Below are 26,589 nucleotides of genomic sequence, written 5' to 3'. Positions count from 1 at the left end.
CTTTCAATAAATACCCCCACCTTTTAAGGCAGGGGTCTTCTTGTTTTTAGCGGTTTAACAAGCTTCCTACGTAGCGAAGTAAGTCATTGGCGGAAGTCGAGTTATACCCATGTTCGTCAATAAGTCTCTTGATGACTTCATTCACTTTCTTCAGTTGTCTTTCATCCGGTGTCTTGGTTGAAGTCGTGATTTTGACAACATCCTTCAAATCAGCAAACAGCTTTTTCTGAATGGCTTCACGTAGGCGGTCATGGGAATTATAATCAAATCGTTTTCCTTTCCTTGCATAGGCCGAGATACGGATCAGGATTTCTTCACGGAAGGCTTTTTTGGCATTTTCAGAAATGCCGATTTGTTCTTCAATCGAGCGCATCAATTTCTCGTCTGGATTGATTTCCTCCCCAGTCAGTGGATCGCGCAGTCTTGATTTATTGCAGTATGCTTCGACGTTATCTAGGTAATTGTCCATAAGGATCTTCGCCGACTCTTCATAGGAATACACAAACGCTTTTTGCACTTCATTTTTGGCAATCGAATCATATTCCTTACGTGCAAGCGAAATGAAGTTCAAATATCGTTCCCTTAGCTCGTTCGTTATCGACGGATGCTGGTCAAGGCCTGCCTTCAACGACATCAATACGTCAAGTGCGTTGATAGACGGGTTTTCCTTCCGAATGATAGTGGAGGATATCCGGTTAATGACATACCGTGGATCTATCCCGCTCATGCCTTCATCTTGGTATTCCTTCTTCAGCTCATTGATGTCCGCGGAGTTGAATCCTTCAACATTTTCCCCATCGTACAGTCTCATCTTTTTCAATAAATCGATATCACCTTTTTTCGGATCCTTTAAACGGGTCATGATACTGAAAATGGCTGCCACCCGCAAGGTATGCGGAGCAATGTGGACATCGGAAACATCGCTTTCATGGATCATTTTTTCATAAATCTTCTCTTCTTCGCTCACCTTTAAGTTATACGGGATCGGCATGACGATAATCCGGGAATGTAGGGCTTCATTTTTTTTGTTGGATATGAATGCCTTGTACTCCGTTTCATTCGTATGGGCAACGATCAGTTCATCTGCACTGATTAATGCGAACCTTCCTGCTTTGAAATTCCCCTCCTGGGTCAGTGAGAGCAAATGCCATAAAAACTTCTCATCACATTTCAGCATTTCCTGGAACTCCATCATTCCGCGATTTGCCTTATTGAGCTCACCATCAAAGCGATAGGCTCGCGGATCTGATTCAGATCCAAATTCGGCGATCGTCGAAAAGTCGATGCTTCCGGTCAAGTCGGCAATATCCTGTGATTTAGGGTCGGACGGACTGAATGTACCAATCCCCACACGTTTGTCTTCTGAAAGGAAGATACGCTCAACCATCACGTCTTCAATCCGGCTGCCATATTCCTGTTCCAATCTCATCACATTCAGCGGTGACAGATTCCCCTCAATCCGGATGCCATACTCCTCAAAGAAATCCTGCCGCAAGTTTTGAGGAATGAGATGCAGTGGATCTTCATGCATCGGACATCCTTTTATCGCATAGATCGCCCCTGAGTCATTTAACGAATAACTTTCAAGCCCCCTCTTAAGGAGTGAAACCAATGTAGACTTCCCGCCTGATACCGGTCCCATCAAAAGCAAAATCCTCTTTCGGACATCCAACCGCTTAGCGGCGGGATGAAAATACTCCTCGATGAGCCTCTCCAATGAATCCTCAAGTCCAAACAGCTGACCACTGAAAAAGTTGTACTTCTTCGTTCCATCTACTTCCTCTATCCCAGCATCTCTGATCATGTTGTATACACGCGAATGAGCAGATTGTGCAACTAATGGCTTTTCTTTCAGTATCTCTAAGTATTCTGCGAAGGTGCCTTCCCACTTCAGCTTCTGTTCATCTTCTCTAAATTTTTCGATTTTCTTTAAAATATCCATCTAGGAACCTCCCCCTATCACTTTCAGAGAATACTTAAATCTATGCGCCGAGTTTGACAAACATGTCAGACTTTCCAAAGAGGTTCATCTTGTCCGGCTGCCCAATCCAAGGTTTTCCTTTAAAGTCTTGAATATTTGGTGACAAATCACGAGGCAAGAAAATTTACGTGCACATCTACTAAAAATTGGGGTATACTAAGCCTATACTTAAGTGGGACAATATGGGTAAAGGGAGGTTACATCATGGGAACAGTTATTGTCATTGCCGTAACAATTGCGTTTTTAGCTGCCATCTTCACTGGTGGATATGCCGACAAACCAGGTGTGAAAAATAAATAAGAGCATACGAAAAAGGGAGCTATCCCACAAGTCATGAAAATGACTTGTGGGGGAAGCCCCTTTTTTTTGGAAGAAAAGCATATAAAAAAGAGACACCAAATAAGTGCCTCCACTAAGAGTGACTTTCCTTTTACTTTTCAAACTCTTCAGCAAGCATGCTTGGAATAGAGATTTCCCAACCGGCTTGGGAAGTGTAGCTGTATTCGCCAGAAATAGTTCCGTACACAGTAATAACATCATCTTCTATATAATCGGTCGTACCTGCATACATGACCATTATAATGTCATTAGGATCATATCCATATGATGTTTTTGTAACAGCTAAACGGATGGCCGTAAAGTCCTCTTCTTCCTGGATCTGAATAACCTCACCAGTATATTTCGTATACTCACCAATCATTTTATCTGGATTTTTCTTCAACCTATTATATTCAATAGGTTTTGCATTTGCTTTTTTAGCAGCCGCTTCTTCTTTAGCTTTCTTTTCAGCTTCTTCTTTAGCTTTCTTCTCAGCTTCAGCCTTCTTCTTAGCCTCTGCTTCATCCTTAGCTTTTTCTTCAGCAGCCTGTTTCGCTTTCTCCTCAACAATGGCCTTCTCCTTGGCCTCTCTCTCTGCTTTCTCTTCAGGTGTTTCTGCCTTTTCTGTTTTCTGTTCTTGAGCTGGCTTCTCTTTATCTGTTGTGGTTTCTTCAGATTCCCCGCTTGCTCCTATAATAATAAATGAAATGATGGCTACAATAAATGAACCACCCACTCCAATAAAACGTGATTTTGCCTTTCCGTTCTTTTTGAGTAGTGCTACTATACCTAAAATGATAAATACAAAGATAGATATGAAGCTACAAAAAAATAAAATACCACCTAATACCTGCAAATTGTTACTTCCTTTCTTATTATGAAGTTATCAGTACAAATGTTTATTATATACTTAATTAGGCTGTGAAGTTTTCTCACTATTGCCTTTGTTAATATTTACTTTGTTAAAAAGCGGATAATCTCCTTTTACTTGATTTATGACATGCCTCCTTGAACCTTCGAAATAATTCATCGGAAATTTTTTTTACATCCTATCAGAAAAAGAATATCTGCATTATTTTAATTTATACAAGAAATAAGAGCCCAACACTTAGTGTCAGGCTCTTATTTTTAAGCTCTATATAATTAATGGGATGTAATCCTTTTAAATGGATGCTCGAACATGAAGTAGAGAATCATCCACCTATAATTATTGTTTTTTCAATCCTTGTTTTTCCACAAAGTCCTTCATATACATCCGGCTTTTCTTGCCGGCCATGTCAGCCATTTGTTGCGTCCAGGTTTCTTTCCGTTTTCCTTTGGTCCGTTGCTCATAATAGTCGGAAATCGTTTCATTGTATGCTTCTAGCTGACCGATGAAGGTCTGTTTATCCGTTTGATAGCCATTTTCATGATATACATTGGCTTGAGGAAGCCTTGGCTTTTTGTCTGAATGTTTTTTTGGATACCCGACAACAAGGCCGAATAGAGGAACGACACGATGTGGGATGTCCAGGATTTCCGAAACTTGTTGAAGGTCATTACGAATACCACCAATATAGCAAATGCCGAGGTCCATTGATTCAGCAGCAAGCGCCGCATTTTGAGCAGCGAGTGCGGCATCGATGCAGGCCACCATGAATTTTTCCGTACTTTCAATTGGTACAGTAAGATCTTCGTTTTCCATCTCGGCTACTATGTCCATACGATGTAAATCGGCACAAAACACGAATAAATGTCCATTATTCTCTACATATGATTGAGGTCCAGCCAATTCAGCAAGCTTGGCTTTCTTTTCCGGGTCGGTCACCCCGATGATCGAATAGGCCTGGATATAGCTTGAAGTTGATGCAGCCTGTGCACACTCAACAATCGTGGAAATTTGTTCCGCAGACAATAGCTTGTCCTCAAAAGAACGGACGGAACGGTGGTCCAGAATTTTCTCGATGATGTTATTCATTGCTTTACCCCCTAATTATGTATAAGCATTCGTCAGCAAAGCATCCCCACCCCGCTGACGAATAACTCCTTAATATTCTCTTTTTAATTCCAAGTCACGGTAATCCTGTTGTCTTAACGCCTCATAAATCAAGATGGCGGCCGTATTGGAAAGGTTCAGTGACCGGATTTTATCCGTCATTGGAATACGGAGACATCTGTCCATATTCTCTTTGATCAACTCTTTTGGCAGTCCTGTCGTTTCGCGTCCGAAAATAAAATAAATTTCACTTTCTTGATCACTGTAATCGAAGGTTGTATGCGGCTGTTCACCAAATTTGGTTAAGTAATAAAATGCACCGCCGGCATTCTTCTCAAAAAACTCTTCCAATGAATCATAATAATGAATCTTCACATGTTCCCAATAATCGAGCCCAGCCCGTTTAAGCTGTTTATCATCCGTTGAAAAACCAAGCGGACGGATAAGGTGCAGGTGTGAATCCGTTCCTGCGCATGTTCTTGCGATATTTCCTGTATTTGCTGGAATCTGTGGTTGATATAAAACTACATGTATTGCCACTTCATTTTCACCTCTAGTTTAAACTTCAACTAATTATAGCATTAAACAAACAGACTAAAAACAATCACACTCCATCTAATATCACGAAAAATTTATAGACGATGTTCGGTGTATATCGAGTCGAATCCTCATACGTCCAATATCGATGGCGACTATTCATCGTATGGGCATTCACAAGGGGCATGCCTTTTTGGTCCTTTGCCGTCACAATCAAGTTATGATCGAACCGCCCGTCACCTTCAAAGTCAATGCACAGGATGTCACCCAGGTTCAATTCCTGTGCCGTCTCCACTTCTTTTGTCCTGATCCCTTTCCCTCCCTTAAGCAGATGATACAAAGAATGAGCTGTCGTCCAGGTATAGCTCCAATTCTTTCCTCTGATCCACCACCCTTTATTCTTGTTCGGCTCGCCCCACATCGGGATGTTCCCGGCATGCAAGCACTGGGAAATAAAGTTGGTGCAGTCATCCGTGAATTTATAATACTGTGGATTGAACTCATTCCACCATCGCTCCGCATACTGAACCGCCTTCATCCGGTCATACTTATAAGAAAGCCGATCCAAACCCACTTCCCAATTTTCCGGATCCTCGTCAGGTTCTAAATCAGGTTCAAGCTCCCGTTCTTCTATTAAGTATTCATCCCGAAACCGCGCCTCCCTCTCTTCCATCTCCTCTTCTATATAGAAGCCATCCTCCTGCTTCATTAAATACTGCAGATGCACTTGATAGGTCAGGATTTTCAAATCCCCTTCCTGCCGTTCCGAGTCAACCTTTCCAGCAGCATTCACACGGACAATTTCCGTATCATGCTTCTTCAGTGCTTCCTTTTTCAGATAGATCTTACCCTCTCCCCGTACATGCTCATTGGAAGTGTAAAGTTCAACCCTTTCCTGTAAAAGCCGTTTCAACTGTTCCCTCAAAATCAAGCCCTCCTTCATAGCGCCTCTTCTAATGTGTATGAAGGAGGGCTTGGTTAAAAACACAACTTCATTCGGTCCATTGCTCAACTGAGGAGCAATTATCGGTCGATGGGGTGGTTTTATCAGTCAATTCGGCTTTTTATCGGTCGTTTTGCCACTTTTATCGGTCAAATCACACTATTTATCGGTCAAACTGCTAAAAATGGAAAGGCCCCGAATGGTTGCATTCGGGGCCTTCCTTTTTATTCATTATGGTAAGTGAACTGTAATCCTTTTTCAATTTCCGCGAGCACTTCTTCGTCTTTTTCCTTCAACCTGGCTTCTTCCAAAATGGAGGTCGACCGTTCCCGACCGATTTTCCCGATCGCCCAGGCAGCCGTGCCACGCAAAACGGGGCGCGGGTCTTCTTGCATGATTTGGATCAGTTCGGGCATGGCGGTTTCATCCTTAAAGTGAGCCAATGCCAAGATGGCATTCCGCTGAATCGGCTTTTTGCCACGCCATGATCCAGATACATGTCCGTATGTCTCTTTAAAATCACGATTGGAGATGGTGAGCAATGGCTTTAGCAGCGGTTTGGCAAGCTCGGGATCCGGCTCCATCTCTTCATGAAAATGAAAATCCATCCCTTTATTTTTTGGACAGACAGTCTGACACGTATCACATCCATATAACCGGTTGCCTATTTTCGTCCTGAATTCATCTGGAAGGAAATCTTTCGTCTGCGTCAAAAATGCAATACAGCGTTTGGCATTCAACTGTCCACCTTGCACAAGGGCACCTGTTGGGCATACATCCACACACTTATTGCATGTGCCGCACTGATCCTCCATCGGCTGATCCGGCTCGAACGGCAAGTTGGTAATCATGTCACCCAAATACACATACGAACCAAATTCCGGAGTGATGATCATGCTGTTTTTAGCGCTCCATCCGATTCCTGCCCGCTCTGCAACGGCCCGGTCCGAAAGTTCGCCCGTATCCACCATTGATTTCGCCATGGCTCCAGGGACTTTCCCTTTTATAAAATCTTCAAGTAGTTGCAGTTTATTACGGAGCACGGTATGGTAATCCGTTCCCCAGGAGGCCCGGCAAAAAATCCCGCGGCGCTCTCCTTTCTTGCTTTGAGGGGCATCCTTCAATTTCGAAGGGTAGGCAAGCGCAATTGATATGATCGATTGCGGTTTATCGAAGATCAATTCGGGCCTGACCCTTTTTTCGATATCCTTTTCTTCAAAGCCGGACTGATAATCCAGCTCCTGCTGTCGGATCAGCCTGCTTTTCAACTCCGTGAACGTCGTGGCTGACGTAAAACCGATTTTATCGATGCCTATTTCCTTACTATATAAAATCACTTCTTGCTTGAGTGCATGCATATCCATTTCTATCACCTTCGTTCTCTTCATTCTACCCAATGATGCTTGTAACATATCAAACCATTGGTATCTATGATAAACTAATTTCAATCATTTTTGGAGGTGTATCACTTGGAAATTAAGATTTCCTCTAATCTCGCAAGCAAAGTTCCCGATTTCAAGATTGGTTTCATTACATACGAAAACATCGAAGTCGGCCCCTCGCCGCAAATGGTAAAAGGGAGACTTCAATTATTTCAAGAAGCTTTATTTTTTGATCTTGAAGAAAAGGAACTCACGGATTTTCCGGGTATCAAAGAATGGCGGGAGATTTTCAAAATGACCGGGACGAACCCTTCACGCTATCGCCCTTCCGTCGAGGCCCTATACCGCCGAGTCAAAAAGCAGAATTACTTATCCCCTATCCATTCAGCCATCGACTTGAATAACTTCTTCTCGCTTTTATACGAGGTCCCGATTGGCATCTATGATGCAGATGCATTATCAGGTGATCTCTCCATTAAAATTGGTGGAAGTCCGGACCAATATCCTGGATTGAATGGGCGGGTGAACTCGATGGAAAACATGATCGTTTCAGCTGATGGTGACGGCGCATTCGGGAGTCCCTACGTCGATTCGGAACGGACGAAGGTCACCGAAGACACCAAACATGCCATCCAGATCATCTATTTACAAGCAAAGACACCCATCAAAGAAGCCGAACAGCTCACAAAGTCATTGATGGATATGTTCCTCGAGATTCACGGCGGAGAAGGATCTTTTTCCGTCCTAGAAGGATAATGCAAAAACATGAGTCATATCGAGATAATGGCTCATGTTTTTTTTGTGTATTTTTTAACAGATTCGGAGGCTACTCCCCTGAAGTGCTCAATTCTGCAGTTGCAATTGCTGCGTGGCGAGCTTTCGATACAAGCCATGACTTGCAAGCAATTCTTCATGTGTCCCCGCCCCAGTAATCCGTCCTTCTTCCACAACCAGTAATCGATCCGCATCAATGACCGTCGACAGCCGATGGGCAATGATCAGGGTCGTCCTGCCTGCCATCAGGTTCTTGATAGCATGCTGAACAAGAAGTTCCGATTCACTATCGAGATTGGATGTCGCTTCGTCCAATAGCAGGATTTTCGGATTGCGCAACACAGCCCGGGCAATGGCAATCCGCTGCCGTTGACCACCCGATAACTTCACGCCTCTTTCCCCTACCTCCGTATCAAAGCCATCCGGAAGCCTTTCGATAAACTGGTTGGCATTTGCCATCTTTGCTGCGTCGATGATTTCATCCATTTCAACTTGACGGCCTAGCCCGTACGCTATATTTTCTTTTATCGTCCCCGTCATGATTGGACTTTCTTGTGACACATACCCAATTTGCGACCGCCATATGGAAAGTTCAATATCCTTAATTGGCACCGTTCCCAACGAGACCATCCCATTCGTGGGTTCATAAAAACGTTCAATCAACGAAAATATCGTCGTCTTCCCACCACCGCTTGGTCCCACCAGGGCGACCGTCTTATTGGCAGGAACCGTAAACGATAAATCATTCAAAATGGGCTTAGACGCTTGATAGGAAAATGATACATCCTTAAACGTCAAATCAGCTGTGACCAATGTGTCATGCTTCCCTTCATAGGTTTCACCAGGTATCGAAAGGACGCCCTGGATTCGTTCCGTCGCTCCCATCGCCTTTTGAAATGCCGTAAAAAATGAGGCCATCTGACTAAAGGGCACGATGATTTGGATCATATAAATAATGATGGCAACAAGTGTCCCCGCTGTCAGTGCACCAGAAGCCACCCGAACTCCCCCATATCCAATAAGGATTACGAGAATCACCATCATGATTGTCGTCATGAAGGGGGAAATGATGGCTTGGATCCTAGCCTCCTTCAATCCAAAACGAAAGAGCTCCCTAACGCCACGATTGCCTTTTTCACGTTCCAACTCTTCGCCATTATGCGACTTCACTAGACGGACCTCGCCTAGGACCCTCCCTAGATTTCCGCTGAAGGTGGCCATTTCATCCTGCGTCTGCTTAGAGACTTTATACATCTTCCGCCCAAGCGGAATCAGGATCAGCATGGATAATGGTACGATGCTGATCATGATGACCGTCATCCGCCAGTCCAACAGGAATAAGATGATGATTGACCCGATGATCGATATGATCCCTGAAATGAATGTCACGAAATGATTCGTGATGATCGTCTTAATCGTATTCGTATCCTGAGTGATCCGGCTAAGCGTTTCACCGGACTGGTGGTTATCAAAAAACGATACGGGCAATTGTAAAATATGATCCCATAATTTCCGACGGATTCCAGCTACAACATTTTCACCGATATAGCTCAGAAAGTAGAAGGAAAAACCTCCTGCAACGGTCTGGACAATAAAAGCCCCTAGCAAAAGGAATATCGTTGTTCGCTCGATCCCGCTTCCAGATATCATATCGACCAGATTCTTCGTAACCAACGGGACGACGAGACTCGCCACCGTTTCCACCAAACTTAACACTACGACAAATAACACCATTCCCATTGGCAGTTTTTCCGATCTTAACAAGGAAAAAAATGATTTCACATTCAGCTTCTTATCCATGTACAACCTCATTCCTCCATTTTCGCTTACCTAAATTATAGGCAAGAGAACAGATACTTACAAATTTGTACAATAAAAAGAAATCCTGCTGTAATCAGTAGGATTTCTGTTCGAAAATATAAAAAACGCAAAGCTTCGTTCTCCAAGTAACGAAACCCTGCGTTATGAGTATGTATGATTGGAGCGGGTGAAGGGAATCGAACCCTCATCATCAGCTTGGAAGGCTGAGGTTTTACCACTAAACTACACCCGCATATCCTTGTAGAATTTTGTCGAATCAACTAATAAAATAATTATATAGCTTAATAGAAAAATATGCAACCGTTAAATGAAATTTTTTCATACCCGCTTGTTGTTTGAAAATAAAAAACGCAAAGCTTCGTTCTCCAGGTAACGAAACCCTGCGTTATGAGTATGTATAGTTGGAGCGGGTGAAGGGAATCGAACCCTCATCATCAGCTTGGAAGGCTGAGGTTTTACCACTAAACTACACCCGCATATCCTTGTAGAATTTTGTCGAATTACTAACAACAAAAATAATTATATAGCTAATTTCACAAAAGTGCAATAGTCTTTTCGAAAAAAATAATAATAATTCCTGGAGATAGAATTAGTATATGTTTCGACCCAATAAAGATGTTAAAAAGTTCCCGGCAAAAGGATTCTTCCAAACATTATGACCAGATCACTTCCATAAGCCTTGGATAAACTTGTTCCGCTGTTTCAAGCAACATGATCAGCTTTCGGAATGCCAAGTCCGGTAAAAATTCACCATCAAGGGAATACGAATAGCGAATCGAAATCGTCCCATTTTCCTCATATAACTTTGAAAATCGGAATTGAGCATTATATTCATTCAATAACGTATGAACGGCTGCCTTCTTATCGGGATTCTTTAGCTCTGTTACATTAAAACAAAATAAATCCGCCACTTTTTCATCTTGATTAAATGAAAAGACTAACAGGACCTTCCATCCATCCTTCAACTTCTGTTCCACTCTGAAAAAGGTGATATCTTCCTCTTTGAACTCATTCATATGGATTTTTTCACGCATTAAAAAATCTCGAAATTTCACAACATTTGACATCATTCATCACCCTTTCTGTCTGTATGTACATTTTATAACGAAATATGGCATTTTTACACATATTTCGTGCATTCCCTATAAAATAGTTAACGCGTTCCCTTTCATGGACCATAAAAAAAGCATAGTAAAGGTCTCCCTCCACTATGCCCAGTATAAAAACTTAAAGAACTGCGTATTCCGGATCGGCAACTTTGACAAGCTGCTTCCCTAGGTTCTTTCCTTTAAATAAGTCCAAGAATGCCTCAGGGGTGTTTTCGAACCCTTCCACAATGGTTTCTTCGTACTTCAGTTTACCTTGTTGCAGCCACTGCCCCAAATCTGAAGCTCCTTCTTGGAAACGATCTGCATAATTCCCGACCGTGAAGCCTTTCATAAGTGCGCTTGTTTTGATCATGGCCGATTGCAGGCGTGGCCCAAAATCTTTACCTTCTGCATTATAAGAAGAGATTGCACCACATAATGGGATACGCGCATTCATATTTAACAGTTTGAAAACGGCATCCGTTACTTGGCCGCCAACATTATCGTAATACACATCGACTCCATCAGGGACTGCATTCTTCAAATCCGTTTCAAAACTTTCCTTCTTATAATTAACAGCTCCGTCAAAGCCCAGTTCTTTTGTTAAATACTCTATTTTCTCATCAGAACCGGCAATCCCCACTACCTTGGCAACTTTGATTTTTGCGATCTGTCCAACGACAGAACCGACGGCTCCAGCCGCTCCGGAAACGACGACCGTTTCGCCTTCTTGCGGTTTACCGATATCCAGTAACCCAAAGTATGCAGTCAATCCCGTCATGCCCAGTATGCCTAAATGAGTCGTGATTGGTGCCACTTTAGGATCAATCACCCTGACTTGCTTTTCATTCACGACCGTATATTCGGCCCAATCGATATTTCCCACAACGACATCGCCTTGCTTGAAGCTGGACGATTTGGATTCCACCACTTCAGCCACGACGCCACCAGTGATGACTTTATTCAACTCAAATGGGGCAATATAGGATTTAGTATCTTGCATTCTTCCACGCATATAAGGATCAACGGATAAATAAAGCGTCCGTACTAAAATCTGATTTTCTTTCGGTGAGGGAACTTCACTCTCCACAAATTTGAAATCTTCTTTGGAAGGCATCCCTTTTGGACGGTTTGCCAGTGTGATCGTTTGTTGCGTTGATTGTGTCATGCATGTTCCTCCTTGATTTTTATTACATACTATAGAAAAGTTAGCGTAGCATTGATGCAGATTAACGGTCAAAGTTTCTGCTTACTTTTTCCAATACTATTCTATATGTAGCCCTATTTGTAAATCTTAAACTTTCTTATTTTGCATCAAATGAATTTCCCAATCCACAAAACAAGAAAAATAGCACTATACAGACCATTACCATATCTGGTACACTACTATAGTTACCAAGGGTAACTATTATCGGTGAGGAGGCAATAAAAATCGAGACATATCGTAAATTCTTCCATCAACTAATGTTGTTATATAGACCCTTTGAAAACAACCTCAATATACAGCTTGGTAAACACCATCTATACAGGGCCCAATGGACAATCTTATATCGCCTATTTAATGACGGACCTTCGACGCTTGTAGAGTTATCCAATTATCAAGGTGTGGAAAAACCGACCGTCACAAGGACGATTAACCGCTTAGAAGAACTCGGGTACGTTGAACAGATTCCTGGTAAGGATAAGCGTGAAAAAATCATGCATCTTACTGAGCTGGGGAGAACCGTTTATCTGGAAGTGCGTGTAACGATTGACCGATTCGAACAGGATATCCTGATAGGCGTTTCGGAGGCTGAGCAACAAGAAGCTATACGCGTCATGGAAAGCATAAGAAATAAACTTATAAAGTGAGGAGACAAAAAATTGCAACAAGCTGCTAAACCAAAATTATGGACGAAAGATTTTATCATCGTTTCTTCCGTCAACTTTTTCATTACGTTAATCTTTTATTTATTAATGGTCACGATCGGGGTCTATGCCGTAGAAGAATATGGTGCCACCACGAGCCAGGCAGGACTCATTACCGGAATTTTCATCATCGGTTCATTGATTGGACGGCTTTTGATCGGTCGCTTCATCAACGCCATTGGCCGGAAGAATACATTATTGATCGGATTAGTCTTCTTCACCTTGGCTACCCTTTTATACTTTGTGGATTTCGGGGTTCCTTTCCTCCTCGCCAACCGCTTAATTCATGGTTTTACAATGGGGATGGCCGGAACTGCATCTGGAACGATCGTCGCCCAAATCATACCGATTACGCGTAAAGCGGAGGGAATCGGCTATTTCAGCATGAGTGCAACATTAGCCACAGCAATCGGACCTTTCATCGGGCTATCTTTAAGTCAGCATACAAGCTTCCAAGTGATATTGATTTTCTGTGTAGCCTTGGGCATCATCGGGGTACTGACGGCTCTTTTCATATATGTACCGAAATTAGAGATCTCAACTAAAACAGCTGAGGTGAAAGGCTTTAAGCTTTCTAGCTTTATTGAACCGAATGCCGTCCCAGTTGCAATCATCACTTTGTTAGTGGCATTCTGTTATTCCAGCGTCCTTTCTTATATTAACTTCTATGCGATTGAAATCGACCTGGTCAGCACAGCCAGCTTCTTCTTCCTTGTCTACGCTGTTGCCGTATTGGTATCGCGTCCTTTCACAGGCCGATTGATGGACTCCAAAGGTGCAAACTACATTATGTATCCGACATTCATCATTTTTGCCGGGGGAATGTTACTCCTAAGTACAGCAACAAATAGCTTTACATTACTATTGTCCGGTATCTTGATTGGACTCGGATTTGGGAACATGCAATCAAGCACACAGGCCATTGCAGTCAAACTGACACCGCCTCACCGGATGGGGTTAGCCACATCAACGTTCTTCATTGCACTTGATGCAGGGCTCGGATTTGGGCCTTACCTTCTTGGATACATCATTCCAAAAACGGGATACAGTACATTGTACGTCATCCTGGGTATTACCGTCCTTGTCACTACCGTCCTATACTACTTCTTACATGGTAAAAAAGAACATGCCGCCATGGAAGAACTTAAGAAATCCAAGCTAGCTTGATTACTACCGATATAAAAAAAATTAGCCAGAGGAGAATCACTCTCTCTCTGGCTAATTTTTTTTATTTACTTTTCACGTGCGTTTTTAATGAAGAGGGAAACAACCAGTCCGGCGACCGCAAGAAGCAGACCGAAAATGAAAGCATCTTGAACACCTGCTGTCAATGAAGCTCCTATGGCAGCTGGGTCTAATGGATTTTCCAATTTCATCATATAAGATTTTTGGGAAGCAGACATGATGGTGATCGCCACTGTCGTACCAATTGCACCCGACACTTGCTGTAATGTATTCATTAGAGCCGTTCCATCAGGGTACAGTTCTTTCGGAAGTTGATTAAGACCATTCGTCTGTGCTGGCATCATGACTAGGGAAACCCCTACCATCAATAAAGAATGCAGGATGATGATCATGGTGATCGTCGTTTCTGTCGTGACGTTCGATAAGAACCATAACACGATAATCATGATGATGAATCCTGGAGTGACCAACCCTCTAGGACCATACTTATCAAAGATACGTCCCGTTATTGGCGACATGATCCCGTTCAAGACACCACCAGGCAAGAGTACAAGACCCGCCGTGAATGCAGCCAATGCCATACCCGTTTGCAAGTACATCGGTAAAAGAATCATGGAAGATAGGATGACCATGAAAGCAAGGAAAACGGTAATGAGCCCTAACGTGAACATAGGGTATTTCATCACGCTTAAATCGATCATCGGCTTTTCCATTTTCAATTGTCTTAAGGAGAATAAGAGCAGGCCAATCAATCCGACAATGAGTGTAATCAAGACGATGGCACTACCCCATCCTTTGTCCCCGGCCATACTGAAGCCATATACGATTCCGCCAAAACCAATCGTCGATAAAATAATCGATGGCACGTCAATTTTTGGTTTAGTGATTGGAGAGACATTTTGCATATATATCAAGCCAAATAATAATGCGAACACAAGGAAAGGTAACGAAATCCAGAAAATCCAATTCCAAGTAAGATGTTCAAGAATCAAGCCAGAAACCGTTGGTCCGATCGCTGGTGCGAACATTATGACGAGCCCCATTAGACCCATCGTTGCTCCCCGTTTATGAACTGGGAATATCAATAATATCGTATTGAACATAAGAGGCAATAACAGCGCTGTTCCAATTGCCTGAATCACACGGGCTAGTAGCAAAAGACCAAAACCTGGCGCTAATGCGGCGATGAGCGTTCCAATGATGGAGAACACCAATGAAGCAAAGAATAATTGGCGAGTACTGAACCACTGGATCAAAAGCCCTGAAACCGGAACTAATATTCCAAGGGTCAACAGATAGCCTGTCGTTAACCACTGGATCGTGGAAGGGCTGACACTGAATTCTTGTATTAAATCGCCCAATGCCATATTTAAAGCTGTTTCACTAAATAATCCGATGAATCCCGCTATTAGGAAAGCGATCAAAATAGGGGTCGTTCTAATGACGGGTGTCGAATTTTGTTGCTGTGTTGCATCTGACATAAAAATAATTCCCTCCAATTACTAACTGAATAGACCTAGCTAATCATAGTTTTTCTGTATCTCTTACTTGTTCATGAATAATGACGGAATAAGCTTGGAAATTGCTTGTAGGGGTTCTGCGCTTTTCGCTGTTAACGATAACAGGATGCCCCCTTCGATCAAAGCGTTAATGGCAAAACTTAGCTCCTTCGACCGCTCTCTACTATATCCCGCATCCAGAAACTCATTCACATAAATGGATTGCCACTGTGTAAACGCATCTTGACAGGCCAATCTTATTGGCTCACTCGTGGAATATGTCTCGCCCGCTATCGTACCTATCGGCAAGCCAACGAGATCCCCATTCTCACCGAATAACTTCGATAATTCATAAACATGATCTTGAAGTGCTTTAACAGGATCATCATTGCTGTCGAATACATGTTTTATCTCCCGTAAGACAAGATCCTTAGCATGGTTAATCGCTTCAATAGCCAGTTCTTCTTTCCCCTTTGGAAAATAATGATAAAGTGAACCCTTGGGAATACTGCTTTCCTCAATGATTTCCTTTAGCCCTACACCATAATAACCCCGGATTCTGAAAAGACGAGAAGCCGCTTCAATAAGGATGTCTTTGGAAGTTGGTTTTTCAGACAATACTGAATCACTCCTTGAAAATTATAACAACCGGTCTACTAGTACAATAAGGGTAGCCCTGTGCTTTGTCAATCCAGAGTGAGGTGCCGTTATATAAAGAATCCATGGCCAAGCCTATCACACAGGGCCCATGATCTATAGCCACCCATTCAAGAATTCTTATCATGATTTTTAAAATCAAGAATCGCAATGACAAACATCCCAAAACCAAGCATGAGAGACAGAACTTCAAAAGTGCCCATTCCTTCATCGCCTCCTTTCTTTCAGCATTTACGGATATAAGATTGTCCTATACAAAATAAAGAAAAAAAGCAAACCCATTTGGAGTCTGCTTTCGTAAGGATCCTAACCATTCACTTAATAAGTCCTTCAATCAAATCGATGCCAGGGAATATGCCCTATTGAAGATACTTCGAAGATTAAATTTGCGGGTATTGCAAGTAACGATCGGGTGAATGCCTTTTACTCTATAATTAAAACAAATCAATGAAGTGTTTAGCCGTCTTAGAAAGGTAGCGGTCTTTCCGCCAGATCAATGCGATTTTCGATTGAATCGCCGAATCGATAATTTCAAGCATCCTTACGCCTTTTATACCGTGTGGTGAGACGGCAGATTTCGGGACGATGCTTGCGCCGATACCCGCTGAAACCAAAGAAAGCAGTACATTTACATCATGGCACTCGCACAGAATATTGGGCTTCAATTCATTTTTCTTAAACTCCTCAATAATCTCTTCATAGATCCCCAACCCTTTTTCCCTATGTACTAATAGCAAAGGCGTATTTTCCAAATCGTTCAACGAAATTTTATCCTTAAAATGAAAGTCCTCCCATTCTTCAGGAACAACAAAAACGTTCGGTACCTCCCCTATATTCTTGATGAAAACTTGATTACTATCCACAGGTAAATAAACAATTGCGAGCTCGATATCCTGATTCTCCATATAATTGTTGATCTCATAGGGATCTCCTGCAAATAATTTAAAAGTAACAGAAGGATATTTATCGTTAAATTGTTTGACTTTGCTTGGTAAGTAAGACATATAAGCAAGTACTGCCCCAATGGCTAAAGTACCTTGTATCCCCTCACCTGTCTCCTTCACTTCGAGCATGGAGTCATCGAATAATTCCAACAGCACCTTAGACTTCTCATATAGCGCTCTTCCAGCCTCGGTTAACTCCATCCTTTTTCCATTTCTTTTCCGATCAAGCAACGTCACGCCCAGTTCTTCTTCCATAAGATTAAGTTGCTGGCTTAACGGTGGCTGAGACATATTCAATCTTTTGGCCGCACGAGAAACTTGCCCCTCCTCCGAAAGGGCAAGAAAATAGCGTAACTGTCTAATATCCATATTTCACCTCGAATTTTTATATATGACAAACATATATAAAAGTAATAATATAGGTATTTTTAATTAGTTGCAAACCATGATAAACTCATTACGTTTCAATAAAAAAGGGGTGGATGGAATGAAAACTATCAAAGATTTAAACAAAAGCTTCATTAATGGAGAATGGGTAGAAGGATTAAGTTCACGTAGATATGATATCTTAAACCCATATGACAATTCAGTAATCTCGAACGTTAGCTTGGCTACAGCAAAGCAACTGGAAGATACTTTTGAAATAGCGAAACAAGCTCAAAAAGACTGGGCAAAAGCTTCTGCAGACACACGTCGCCAGGTTATGATGAAAGTCGGGGAATACCTACAGGAAAATCGTGAAGAAATCATCGAGATGATCGCTCGCGAAACGGGTGGATCACTTATCAAAGCGACTGTAGAGTTTCAATTGACTGCAGAAATAGTAGAAGCTTCGGTCAATATGGTCGATGAAATTCATCAAATGCATGAAGTGCCATCAGCCATCGATGGAAAGGTCAATCATATACATCGTTTGCCTTTGGGAGTTATTTCTTCTATTTCACCATTTAACTTCCCTATGAATTTATCAATGAGAACCATTGCTCCAGCGATTGCATTAGGAAACGCAATCGTTCATAAACCCGATGTTCAAGTTGCATTTGCAGGCGGAATCTTCATTGCCGCAGCCTTCGAATATGCTGGACTACCAAAAGGAATCTTCAATATGATTCTTACGGATTTAGAGGAAATCGGTGACGGTATGCTGACAAATCCGATTCCTAGACTAATCAGTTTTACAGGTTCTACTCCTGTCGGAAAACATATCGGGGCCATCGCTGGACAAAACCTGAAACGAGTTGCACTAGAACTTGGTGGGAACAACCCATTCGTCGTCTTGTCCGATGCGGATGTGGATCGTGCTGTTGATGCTGCGATCTTTGGAAAATACATTCACCAAGGGCAAATTTGCATGGCCATCAACCGCCTGATTGTCCACAAAGACCTTTACGAAGAATTCATCACTAAATTCGTAGAGCGGGCAAAAGCTCTTCCATATGGTGATCAATTAGATCCTAAAACCGTGATTGGACCACTTGTGAACGAACGCCAATTAGAAAAGGTTCAACAAGTCATCGCAGATGCTAAAGCAGCCGGCGTGAATGTAGCATTAGAAGGAGAACGCGTTGGCAATGTATTGACTCCAACCATTTTCCGAGATGTTAAAAATTCAGATTCCATTGCCCAAACGGAATTGTTCTCTCCTGTCGTTTCCATCATTGAAGCAGAAACAGATGAAGACGCCATCGAGATTGCCAATGACACAAAGTATGGACTAAGCTCTGCCATCTTCTCTTCGGATTTGGAGAAAGCGGAACGGTTAGGTCTTCAAATCGACAGTGGCATGACACACATCAATGACCAAACGGTTAATGATGGCACGAATGTACCATTTGGCGGAAACAAAATGAGTGGCTTAGGAAGGTTCGGTAACCCATGGATTGTCGAAGAATTCACTGTGACGAAATGGATTTCCCTTCAAACAAATTATCGTGAATTTCCCTTTTAATTAAAATCTCTACCATAAAATCCCTTGACAATTTTACATTGTCAGGGGATTTTGTTTAAAGGGACTTTACTATCAGTCAACTGCTCACCCTGACTCTGAAGAATTCTCTTTATTTTTTCGGATTGTAAGTCACCACATCCCTCTTAAGGGTTTCACCCTTACTCACTATTATTTTCCTTGTTTGTTACAATTAGATTAAAATTCTCCCTAATGAAGGATTGCTATGAATTATGTGGAATTTATTACAAAACACCTTTAAGGATGAAAAAACATGAAAAATAAAGACTTACATAATTTCGATACGCTTGACTACCGCGAACTCATCCCAAGGAATGGGTTTATATTTAAATTCAGAAAAAAAGATAACCGCTTCGTTCATACTTTCGTTGAAGGTTCGTTCATTACAGATGCGATAACCCCTTCTGCCACGGTTGTGGGTCATACCTTAGAGGACTTCTTACCCCAGAAACAAGCCTTAGAGAAGCTAACATACTATGAAAGGGCGTGGAATGGGGAAAGCGTTACATATGAAGGGCAAATCGATGACGTACAATATGTTGCCTCGTTAAATCCAATGATGAGGGATGGACAAGTCATGGAGGTCATCGGGACAGCCATCGATATATCAGATCAGAAAAGAAGTGAAACAAAAATACAAGAATTAGAGAAACTATCAGTAGTCAGTGAGTTGGCAGCGGGAATCGCTCATGAAATCAGAAATCCATTAACTTCACTATTCGGGTTCACCCAAGTCATTAAAGAACATGTGAAGGATGATTCCATCCAAGATTATCTGGATATCATGAGGAACGAATTAGATAGAATCGACGACATTGTCAATAAATTCATGTTTATAGCACAACCTGATAAAACTATGAATATTAGTGAATGCTCCATTAACTCTATCATCGCTTCTGTTATAAAAAGTCTGGAAAGTCAGGTTGCTATAAAGGGCATTAAGCTCAACTTTCATAACCAAACGATGATTACAGCAGAATGTGATCAAAGCCTCATCGCAAAGGTTTTGAAGAATCTTATCCAAAACGCTTTGGAAGCAACCAACGAAAATAGTGGGGACATAGAAGTATCATTGAAAGACATCAACCAACAGCACTATTTAATCCAAATAACGGATAAGGGCTCAGGCATGACGAAAGAAAGGTTAAAAAGGCTATTTGAACCTTTTTATACGACGAAGGAAAAAGGAACAGGATTAGGCCTGATGATTGATAGACGCATTATCGAGCTACACCAGGGAATCATTGATTTTAAAAGTGAGGTAGGGAAAGGAACGGAAGTGAACATCACTTTACCTAAAGTCCTTAAACCTAAATAAGGTAAAATCGAAGGCTGCAGAGGATGAATATGGACTCCATTAAGCTCAAGAGGCTAGCATAACGAAAGAAATTAGGAAAAATTAAATCCAAAAAGGAAGATGAAATCATATAAATAACATAAGGGCCTATCAGGGCCCTTTTCAACTTTCCTTGAATGATTCCTTCCTGCCTATGGATAGGCTGAAGTTAGTCAAGGTATAGATTCTAGCGGTTAAGATGAATAAATCTTGATAGTTATTTTCAACATATTCATCGATGATGGCCATTCCTTCCCTAAATCTATCAACCAATAAATATGTGTACGTTTCATCCCAAGTGAATCGATTTATTCTTTGGAGCTCATCCGCTAATATTTGAAACTTATACTCTTCTATTAGAAGCTTCACCTGATACAGTTTATCCCGATTCAATGTAAAGCAATTACGTTCGTCTTGGTACTGTTCTTGGACAAACTTCACAAAACCATCTATATTTTCAGCCAGCATTCTCGCCATTTGCATCTCGAAATTCATATTTCCCCTTCCCTTCTTTCCTTTCCATCCTAATAAGAGTGTATGTTCTAAGATATTATTTTAATACTAGCAATATACTTAATCCTTCATGATTCATAAGAAAGAAAAAAAGATGACACTCCGTATAAAGCACGGAGGTCATCTTCTTGTTGCCTTGTATAGATACTTTTAATGAATATCTTGCTTCCTGAAACTGCCGCCTTTGACTTCAGCTACGTCATATACGGTCACAAAGGCATTCTTATCGATTTCATAAATGATTTCTTTCATTTTACTTTCTTCCAAACGGTTAATGACACAAGTGATTTCCTTGAATAGCTCATTTGAATAACCGCCATAAGCATCATTATAAGTAGCACCACGACCTAAGCGATCGCGAATCGTCTCTACCATTAATTCTGGTTGTTTCGTAATGATTTTGAAAGTTTTTGAACCACTTAAACCCTCTTCCACGATATGAATGACTTTAGATGCAATAAAGTATGCGATTGCCGATAGAATAGCCCCTTGTAGTCCGAATACTGTGGAAACGACAATAAACACGAACGTGTTCAAGAATAGGATAAGGTCACTTGTTCCGAAAGGTAATTTTCTAGAAAGCAATACGGCCAACATATCGATTCCATCCAATGCCCCACCATTACGCAATGCTAGACCCATACCAAAACCGATGATGATCCCTCCGACAACGGTAACGAGCAATGTATCACCCTCAATGATTGTAGGGACATGATGCATCAGGACCGTACCGACTGCCAACGAGGCAATGCCGATAACGGAATAAAAAGCAAAACTCTTACCGATTTGCTTATACCCTAACCAAACAAAAGGAATGTTAATGATTCCAATCAGAACGCCTAACGGTAATCCAAACAATTGGGAACCAACGATGCTTAACCCTGTTACGCCTCCATCCGATACGTTATTCGGGATCAATACGGCTTCCAATCCGTATGCTGCAATAAGCGCACCGATTATGATAAGGATTACTTTGGAAACGACCTTCAGTTTATTACTTCTTTTCTTTCTACTATGCATTTGATTTCCCCGTTTCATTTCGCTTCGTTCCTACTTATTTTTCAGTCTCCAGCCCATGGTGCAAGTGGCTTTTAACGATAACATTTTTTATTGTTCTGTTATAAAGTATAGCGTAAATCAATAAAAATCAAAAATAATAAGGCAAAAAAACTCGGAATTTGTCATGGTAGAGAAGAGGTTATCTGTTGATGCAAAAGGCTTCATAAAAAAGTTCTCCATCGCAAAAACGGCAACTTCCCTTGAGGGTAAGTTGCCTTCCTTAAAACGCATCGTTTTCGCTACACATCGACATCAGCCCCCTAAACGAAGCCCTTTCTATTAAAGCACCTTGCTTAGGAAGGATTGGGTGCGCTCATGCCGAGGATTTCCAAATAATTCATTTGGTTCGTTTTCTTCGACTATATACCCACCGTCCATGAATAGGACACGGTCCCCGACTTCCCGGGCAAAGCCCATTTCATGGGTGACCACAACCATGGTCATCCCCTCTTTGGCCAGCTGTTTCATGACTTCTAGAACATCCCCCACCATTTCAGGGTCAAGTGCGGAAGTCGGTTCATCGAAAAGCATGATTTTTGGATTCATGGCTAGTGCCCTCGCAATGGCCACCCGTTGTTTTTGGCCGCCTGATAGCTCTCCGGGATAACTTTTCGCTTTCTCTCTAAGCCCTACCTTATCCAGTAATCCATATGCGAATTCTTCCGCCTTTCCTTTCTCGATATCCTTTATTTTAATGGGCCCCAATGTAATGTTCTCCAAAACGGTTTTATGCGGGAATAGATTGAAATGCTGAAAAACCATCCCTACCTCTTGTCTCACTTTATTTATATTGATTTTCGTTTTTTTATTCGTTATCTCATGCCCGTTAATCACTACCTCCCCACCCGTAACATCCTCAAGGAGGTTAAGGCAACGAAGGAATGTACTCTTTCCAGAACCCGAAGGACCAATAACGCAAATCACTTCTTTTTCCTGCACAACTGCATTGATATCTTTCAGGACTTCCACCTGACCGAAGGATTTCTTCAAATTTTTCACCGTGATCATGCTCATCTTAATTGGACCCTCCTCTCTATGAAATTAGCAAGCAAGGTTAACAGGTAAATGATGATAAAGTAGACTACACCGACAGTCAGCCAAATCTTGAACGCTTCAAATGTCGCCGACGCCTGAATCTGCCCTTGCTGGGTCAAATCCGCAATGCCTATGATCGATAGAAGCGAGGTGTCTTTTAAACTAATGATCGATTGGTTCGTGATAGTAGGGAGCATTCTCCTGAAAGCTTGCGGAAGAACGATGTAGCGCATCGTTTGTGGACTGGTGAATCCGATGGATCTCGCCGCTTCCGTTTGTCCTTTATCAATGGATTGTATGCCCGCTCTTATTATCTCGGCAAAGTATGCCCCTGCATTGATTGCAACGGTGATGATCCCAGCCGTTGTATTGTTCAGGGAGATCCATTGCAGGGAGTTTATCCCGAAGTAGATGAAAAACAATTGAACGATAAAAGGAGTTCCCCGAATCGCGTCTACATAGATCTTCGCTATCCAATTCAATATCTTGAGTGGGGCCAGGCGCAGCATGGCCACGACTAAACCGATTAAAAAACCTAATATGATGGCAATCACAAATATATATAGCGTCACTTGCAGTCCTTGTAATAAATAGGGTAACGCCGAAACAATGATATCCATTCTTTTCATCTCCTTTCAAAAAAGAAGGCGCGCTTTAAGCGCGCCTTAAGCATCCTTTATTCACCAAGATATGTTTTTAAAATCTCATCGTATGTTCCGTCTTCTTTAAGGTTGGCAAGCCCTTTATTGATTTGTTCCAGCAACTCCTGATTCTTCCCTTTCAATACGGCAATGCCATACTGATCACCATTCAAACGATCTCCCACGATTTGTAGGCCTAGGTCCTTCTGAGTGATTGCATAGGAGATAACCGGGTAATCTTCGATAAGCGCTTCTGCATTTCCGTTCGACACTTCCTGAAACATAGCTGGGCTGTCATTGAATTGAACGACTTTAATTCCTAGTTTCTTAGAATTATCTTGTGCATATTTGGCACCCGTCGTTCCTTTTTTCACGGCCACGGTTTTTCCTTTAAGGTCATCAACAGATTTAACGGCCGTATTATCCTTATTGACGACCACCGTCAATCCGGCATCGAAATATGGCTCCGAGAAATCCACTACCTTTTTTCTTTCATCGGTGATGCTCATTCCTGCAATGGCCACGTCAAGCTGATTCGCTTGCAGTGCCGGGATGATTCCACCAAAATCCATTGGGGAAAGTTCAATCGTAAAGCCTTGGTCTTTCGCTATCGCCTGGATTAAATCAATATCAATACCCTTATAATCATTTCCATCTTTAAATTCAAATGGTGGGTAGGTTGTATCCACACCCACTTTGTAAACCTTTTCATTTTTCTCTTCTGTTCCGGTACCATTCCCTTTCTCTTTTACAGCTGTTGTGTCATTGGTTCCACATGCTGAGATTACAAGAGTAAGAATGAAAAACAAACTAAGTAAACCAAGCTTCTTCATAAAATCCCTCCGATATACCTTTTTAGGTATTTTCTCACTAACTACTTATATCCTATAATATAACATAAATATAAAAAAATGTTATATTTGTAGTCTGGATAAATATAAAACATCCGCTGGATCATCCATTACTGGTTCAGTAGAATCTTTTCGATGATGGGCTAGATTTCTTATGAAAAGTTTTTATTTACTAGGGAGGAGTACACTCGTACCTGTGAATAGTACGATACCCCTACTAGACGGGTAGATACCTATATGCCTTGTCCCTTCTTCCAGAAATTCATCCCCATAAGAAAAAGGACGATCATAAATGACCATCCCTGGATTATTCTTTTTCGTAAAGTTTTCACTCCATAATAAAAACATTTGCGCTTTATTTATTGGGTCTATACTGGATTGGGTCTTGTTTCAGTCTATCTTGTTCCCCAACAAACTCAATACTAATGACATTTGCCAAATTTATATGTTTGCCGCCGACTTGAAGCCACGTCGCATTCTGAATTAACTGAAGGTTAATGATGCTCGCATGATCAGTTAATGGCTCATTTGCCTCTAACTCTTCCGTTACTCCATTTACATAATAAAACTTATATTTCTCTTTACTCATTTTTCATCATCCTCTTTTCACCTAACGTACTTTATTCGACAGAGATACATGATAGTCCTGCTTATATGGTGAATATAAAAATAAAAACGTTTATTCCTGGTCTCTTTTTCTCTTGCGGGTTTTTATGGAGTTTGATATAAATGATCATATTTCAATTTATACCAAATCAACCTGAGGCAGGAGGATTTTTACTATGAATGATTTACTGATGAAAGTTTTCACATATCGAAAAGCGAGAAGATTTGAAGATGCTAAAAACGTAATGAAAACATTAATAAATAAAGAACCTGACCATGCCATATTTCAGTATCAAATGGCTTGGTGCTACGATAATTTGGGATTGGAAACTGAGGCAGTCCCTCATTACGAAAAAGCCATTCAATTAGGACTCCCTCCTAAAGACTTAGAAGGAGCCTATTTAGGATTGGGAAGTACTTATCGATCAATAGGAAGATATGTAGAGGCACAGAACCTTTTTGAAGAGGCGCTATTATTATTCCCAGACTCTGAGCAAATAAAAGTTTTTTATTCCATGACCTTATATAATTTAAAGCAATATGAAAAAGCGATGGCAGTCCTTCTAAACACTTTAGTCGAAACGACATCTGACGAATCCATATTACAGTATAAAGAAGCCATCGTTTTTTATAGTGACAAATTAAATCAGACATGGTGATACGCAGGTCATGTTAGCCTATCACCATTTGCATCATTATCCGAAGTATTGGTTCAGTATCTCTTTAAAACGTTTCTCATCGACTTCCTCTTTTTCTACTTTCCCGTCTGCCCATCGGGTAAAGGAGGTTTCCGTCAACGTGATACTCCCATTGTCGGTAAGTCGTGTGATCAGTCGGCTTTTGTTAAAAGGTGAATTCGGATGTTGCCTGATGATGGTTTGTACCTCATTCAATTCCCTCATATGTTCTACAGGATGTGCCGTATCAAAGGCATATCCTATTCTCCATTCAGGATCTTTATGCTTCAGCTTCAGTTCCAGGATATGATTGCCATGATCGGTATCCATCCGTTTCACCCGGAATTCCCCATTGTTAGAATGAACGGTTTCCCCGTTTAACGGTACTGGCCTTAATGGTAAGTTGCCTCCAAAACCCGTATCCACTAAATAGGGTTCCCCTTCATGCATTAATAGTATGGCTACATGTGTTCTTCCGGTTATCGACCATCCTTGGTTGTATATCACTCCGCGAACCAAGGAGACCTCCAATCCATTTTCGAGGAAGAAAAAATAGAGGGCCGCATTCAGTTCATAGCAAACGCCCCCCTCATTCCTCATCAAGACTTTCTCCATAATGTTTTCTTCGGAGATATCACTTGATTGTTTGGCAAGGACCGATGAGTTTTCAAAGGGAATCGTGTTGGCCGTTTTCTCAAGTATATTGGGAATATTTCCAAACGTTACTTTTTCACTTTCCGAGATTCCAATTCTTTTTCGAAACAATTCATTGATTTGTCCCATGTTCGACTCTCCTTATTCAATGTTTTGATAAGATATGTGGTATATGTCTTGTACCTTATCATATCCCCCGTGAAATCGAAAAATATTAAATATGAATATCCACACTTTTT

At 41.5% G+C, this 26,589-nt stretch carries 26 protein-coding genes and 2 tRNA genes; 6 read left to right on the top strand and 22 right to left on the bottom strand.

The window, feature by feature from the left end:
* Positions 1-46: 46 nt before the first annotated feature.
* From ACIQXH_RS10315 to queG, 6 genes are all read right to left on the bottom strand, one after another.
* Complete coding sequence (locus ACIQXH_RS10315) at positions 47-1,942, bottom strand: PrkA family serine protein kinase (protein WP_402867504.1); 1,896 nt, start codon at positions 1,940-1,942, stop codon at positions 47-49.
* Positions 1,943-2,411: 469 nt separating this feature from the next.
* Complete coding sequence (locus tag ACIQXH_RS10310; protein ID WP_402867503.1) at positions 2,412-3,155, bottom strand: hypothetical protein; 744 nt, start codon at positions 3,153-3,155, stop codon at positions 2,412-2,414.
* A gap of 351 nt (positions 3,156-3,506) precedes the next feature.
* Positions 3,507-4,256, bottom strand: a complete 750-nt coding sequence (nfsA, locus tag ACIQXH_RS10305) for an oxygen-insensitive NADPH nitroreductase (RefSeq protein WP_403123330.1) — start codon at positions 4,254-4,256, stop codon at positions 3,507-3,509.
* A 69-nt stretch (positions 4,257-4,325) separates the two neighbouring features.
* Entirely contained in the window at positions 4,326-4,814 is a 489-nt protein-coding gene (trmL, locus tag ACIQXH_RS10300) for a tRNA (uridine(34)/cytosine(34)/5-carboxymethylaminomethyluridine(34)-2'-O)-methyltransferase TrmL (RefSeq protein ID WP_402867501.1), read from the bottom strand.
* Between the two features lie 64 nt (positions 4,815-4,878).
* Positions 4,879-5,736, bottom strand: a complete 858-nt coding sequence (locus tag ACIQXH_RS10295; protein ID WP_402867500.1) for an amidase domain-containing protein — start codon at positions 5,734-5,736, stop codon at positions 4,879-4,881.
* A 242-nt stretch (positions 5,737-5,978) separates the two neighbouring features.
* Positions 5,979-7,118, bottom strand: a complete 1,140-nt coding sequence (queG, locus tag ACIQXH_RS10290; RefSeq protein ID WP_402955236.1) for a tRNA epoxyqueuosine(34) reductase QueG — start codon at positions 7,116-7,118, stop codon at positions 5,979-5,981.
* A gap of 105 nt (positions 7,119-7,223) precedes the next feature.
* Here queG and ACIQXH_RS10285 point away from each other — a divergent pair, with 105 nt between their 5' ends.
* Entirely contained in the window at positions 7,224-7,892 is a 669-nt protein-coding gene (locus tag ACIQXH_RS10285; protein WP_403123327.1) for a B3/B4 domain-containing protein, read from the top strand.
* A gap of 87 nt (positions 7,893-7,979) precedes the next feature.
* On the opposite strand, the gene ACIQXH_RS10280 is transcribed toward ACIQXH_RS10285, so the two are convergent.
* The 5 genes from ACIQXH_RS10280 to ACIQXH_RS10260 form a co-directional block, all read right to left on the bottom strand.
* Positions 7,980-9,710 carry an ABC transporter ATP-binding protein gene (locus ACIQXH_RS10280; RefSeq protein WP_403123324.1) on the bottom strand — a complete coding sequence of 577 codons (1,731 nt, stop codon included), beginning with the start codon at positions 9,708-9,710 and terminating at the stop codon, positions 7,980-7,982.
* A 179-nt stretch (positions 9,711-9,889) separates the two neighbouring features.
* Positions 9,890-9,963: transfer RNA gene (locus ACIQXH_RS10275), tRNA-Gly, on the bottom strand.
* A gap of 170 nt (positions 9,964-10,133) precedes the next feature.
* Positions 10,134-10,207: transfer RNA gene (locus ACIQXH_RS10270), tRNA-Gly, on the bottom strand.
* Between the two features lie 177 nt (positions 10,208-10,384).
* Positions 10,385-10,798: a YbjN domain-containing protein gene (locus ACIQXH_RS10265; protein WP_403123321.1), complete on the bottom strand. Its 414-nt coding sequence runs from the start codon at positions 10,796-10,798 to the stop codon at positions 10,385-10,387.
* A gap of 160 nt (positions 10,799-10,958) precedes the next feature.
* A complete protein-coding gene (locus ACIQXH_RS10260; protein ID WP_403123318.1) occupies positions 10,959-11,987 on the bottom strand; it encodes an NADP-dependent oxidoreductase in 1,029 nt (342 codons plus the stop codon).
* Positions 11,988-12,283: 296 nt separating this feature from the next.
* Here ACIQXH_RS10260 and ACIQXH_RS10255 point away from each other — a divergent pair, with 296 nt between their 5' ends.
* On the top strand, positions 12,284-12,670 hold the full coding sequence (locus ACIQXH_RS10255; RefSeq protein WP_402867495.1) for a MarR family winged helix-turn-helix transcriptional regulator: 387 nt from the start codon (positions 12,284-12,286) through the stop codon (positions 12,668-12,670).
* A 12-nt stretch (positions 12,671-12,682) separates the two neighbouring features.
* Positions 12,683-13,894 (top strand): MFS transporter, encoded by a 1,212-nt coding sequence (locus ACIQXH_RS10250; protein ID WP_403123315.1) that lies wholly within the window; start codon positions 12,683-12,685, stop codon positions 13,892-13,894.
* Positions 13,895-13,959: 65 nt separating this feature from the next.
* Here ACIQXH_RS10250 and ACIQXH_RS10245 read toward each other — a convergent pair whose 3' ends face one another.
* From ACIQXH_RS10245 to ACIQXH_RS10230, 4 genes are all read right to left on the bottom strand, one after another.
* Positions 13,960-15,393: a DHA2 family efflux MFS transporter permease subunit gene (locus ACIQXH_RS10245; protein WP_403123313.1), complete on the bottom strand. Its 1,434-nt coding sequence runs from the start codon at positions 15,391-15,393 to the stop codon at positions 13,960-13,962.
* Between the two features lie 63 nt (positions 15,394-15,456).
* Positions 15,457-16,029, bottom strand: a complete 573-nt coding sequence (locus tag ACIQXH_RS10240) for a TetR/AcrR family transcriptional regulator (protein ID WP_402867492.1) — start codon at positions 16,027-16,029, stop codon at positions 15,457-15,459.
* A 149-nt stretch (positions 16,030-16,178) separates the two neighbouring features.
* Positions 16,179-16,271 (bottom strand): putative holin-like toxin, encoded by a 93-nt coding sequence (locus ACIQXH_RS10235; RefSeq protein ID WP_402867491.1) that lies wholly within the window; start codon positions 16,269-16,271, stop codon positions 16,179-16,181.
* 231 nt (positions 16,272-16,502) lie between these two features.
* Entirely contained in the window at positions 16,503-17,381 is an 879-nt protein-coding gene (locus ACIQXH_RS10230) for a LysR family transcriptional regulator (protein WP_402867490.1), read from the bottom strand.
* Between the two features lie 118 nt (positions 17,382-17,499).
* Here ACIQXH_RS10230 and ACIQXH_RS10225 point away from each other — a divergent pair, with 118 nt between their 5' ends.
* Together ACIQXH_RS10225 and ACIQXH_RS10220 are read left to right on the top strand one after the other, a co-directional pair.
* Positions 17,500-18,960, top strand: a complete 1,461-nt coding sequence (locus ACIQXH_RS10225) for an aldehyde dehydrogenase family protein (protein ID WP_403123310.1) — start codon at positions 17,500-17,502, stop codon at positions 18,958-18,960.
* Positions 18,961-19,231: 271 nt separating this feature from the next.
* Positions 19,232-20,296: an ATP-binding protein gene (locus ACIQXH_RS10220; protein WP_402867488.1), complete on the top strand. Its 1,065-nt coding sequence runs from the start codon at positions 19,232-19,234 to the stop codon at positions 20,294-20,296.
* 141 nt (positions 20,297-20,437) lie between these two features.
* Here the strand turns inward: ACIQXH_RS10220 and ACIQXH_RS10215 are convergent, their stop codons facing one another.
* The 6 genes from ACIQXH_RS10215 to ACIQXH_RS10190 all read right to left on the bottom strand — a co-directional run bounded on the left by ACIQXH_RS10215 (position 20,438) and on the right by ACIQXH_RS10190 (position 25,002).
* A complete protein-coding gene (locus ACIQXH_RS10215; RefSeq protein WP_402867487.1) occupies positions 20,438-20,809 on the bottom strand; it encodes a hypothetical protein in 372 nt (123 codons plus the stop codon).
* A 168-nt stretch (positions 20,810-20,977) separates the two neighbouring features.
* Positions 20,978-21,865, bottom strand: a complete 888-nt coding sequence (locus ACIQXH_RS10210) for a YitT family protein (protein WP_402867486.1) — start codon at positions 21,863-21,865, stop codon at positions 20,978-20,980.
* A 300-nt stretch (positions 21,866-22,165) separates the two neighbouring features.
* On the bottom strand, positions 22,166-22,900 hold the full coding sequence (locus tag ACIQXH_RS10205; protein WP_402867485.1) for an amino acid ABC transporter ATP-binding protein: 735 nt from the start codon (positions 22,898-22,900) through the stop codon (positions 22,166-22,168).
* Positions 22,897-23,541 carry an amino acid ABC transporter permease gene (locus ACIQXH_RS10200; protein WP_402867484.1) on the bottom strand — a complete coding sequence of 215 codons (645 nt, stop codon included), beginning with the start codon at positions 23,539-23,541 and terminating at the stop codon, positions 22,897-22,899. The genes ACIQXH_RS10205 and ACIQXH_RS10200 overlap by 4 nt, the downstream gene beginning before the upstream one ends.
* Before the next feature lie 56 nt (positions 23,542-23,597).
* Positions 23,598-24,395: a transporter substrate-binding domain-containing protein gene (locus ACIQXH_RS10195; RefSeq protein WP_402867483.1), complete on the bottom strand. Its 798-nt coding sequence runs from the start codon at positions 24,393-24,395 to the stop codon at positions 23,598-23,600.
* Positions 24,396-24,768: 373 nt separating this feature from the next.
* Complete coding sequence (locus ACIQXH_RS10190) at positions 24,769-25,002, bottom strand: hypothetical protein (protein WP_402867482.1); 234 nt, start codon at positions 25,000-25,002, stop codon at positions 24,769-24,771.
* Positions 25,003-25,195: 193 nt separating this feature from the next.
* Between ACIQXH_RS10190 and ACIQXH_RS10185 the strand changes: the two genes are divergently transcribed.
* Positions 25,196-25,678, top strand: coding sequence for a tetratricopeptide repeat protein (locus ACIQXH_RS10185; RefSeq protein WP_402867481.1), 483 nt, complete (start codon positions 25,196-25,198; stop codon positions 25,676-25,678).
* Positions 25,679-25,714: 36 nt separating this feature from the next.
* Here the strand turns inward: ACIQXH_RS10185 and ACIQXH_RS10180 are convergent, their stop codons facing one another.
* Complete coding sequence (locus ACIQXH_RS10180) at positions 25,715-26,479, bottom strand: arylamine N-acetyltransferase family protein (protein ID WP_402867480.1); 765 nt, start codon at positions 26,477-26,479, stop codon at positions 25,715-25,717.
* Between the last annotated feature and the right edge of the window lie 110 nt (positions 26,480-26,589).

It is taken from the genome of Peribacillus sp. NPDC097225, assembly GCF_044761955.1.
GTDB lineage: Bacteria > Bacillota > Bacilli > Bacillales > DSM-1321 > Peribacillus.
The sequence above is the reverse complement of the archived record's forward strand: the minus strand, read 5'-3'. Positions and strand labels throughout refer to the sequence as shown.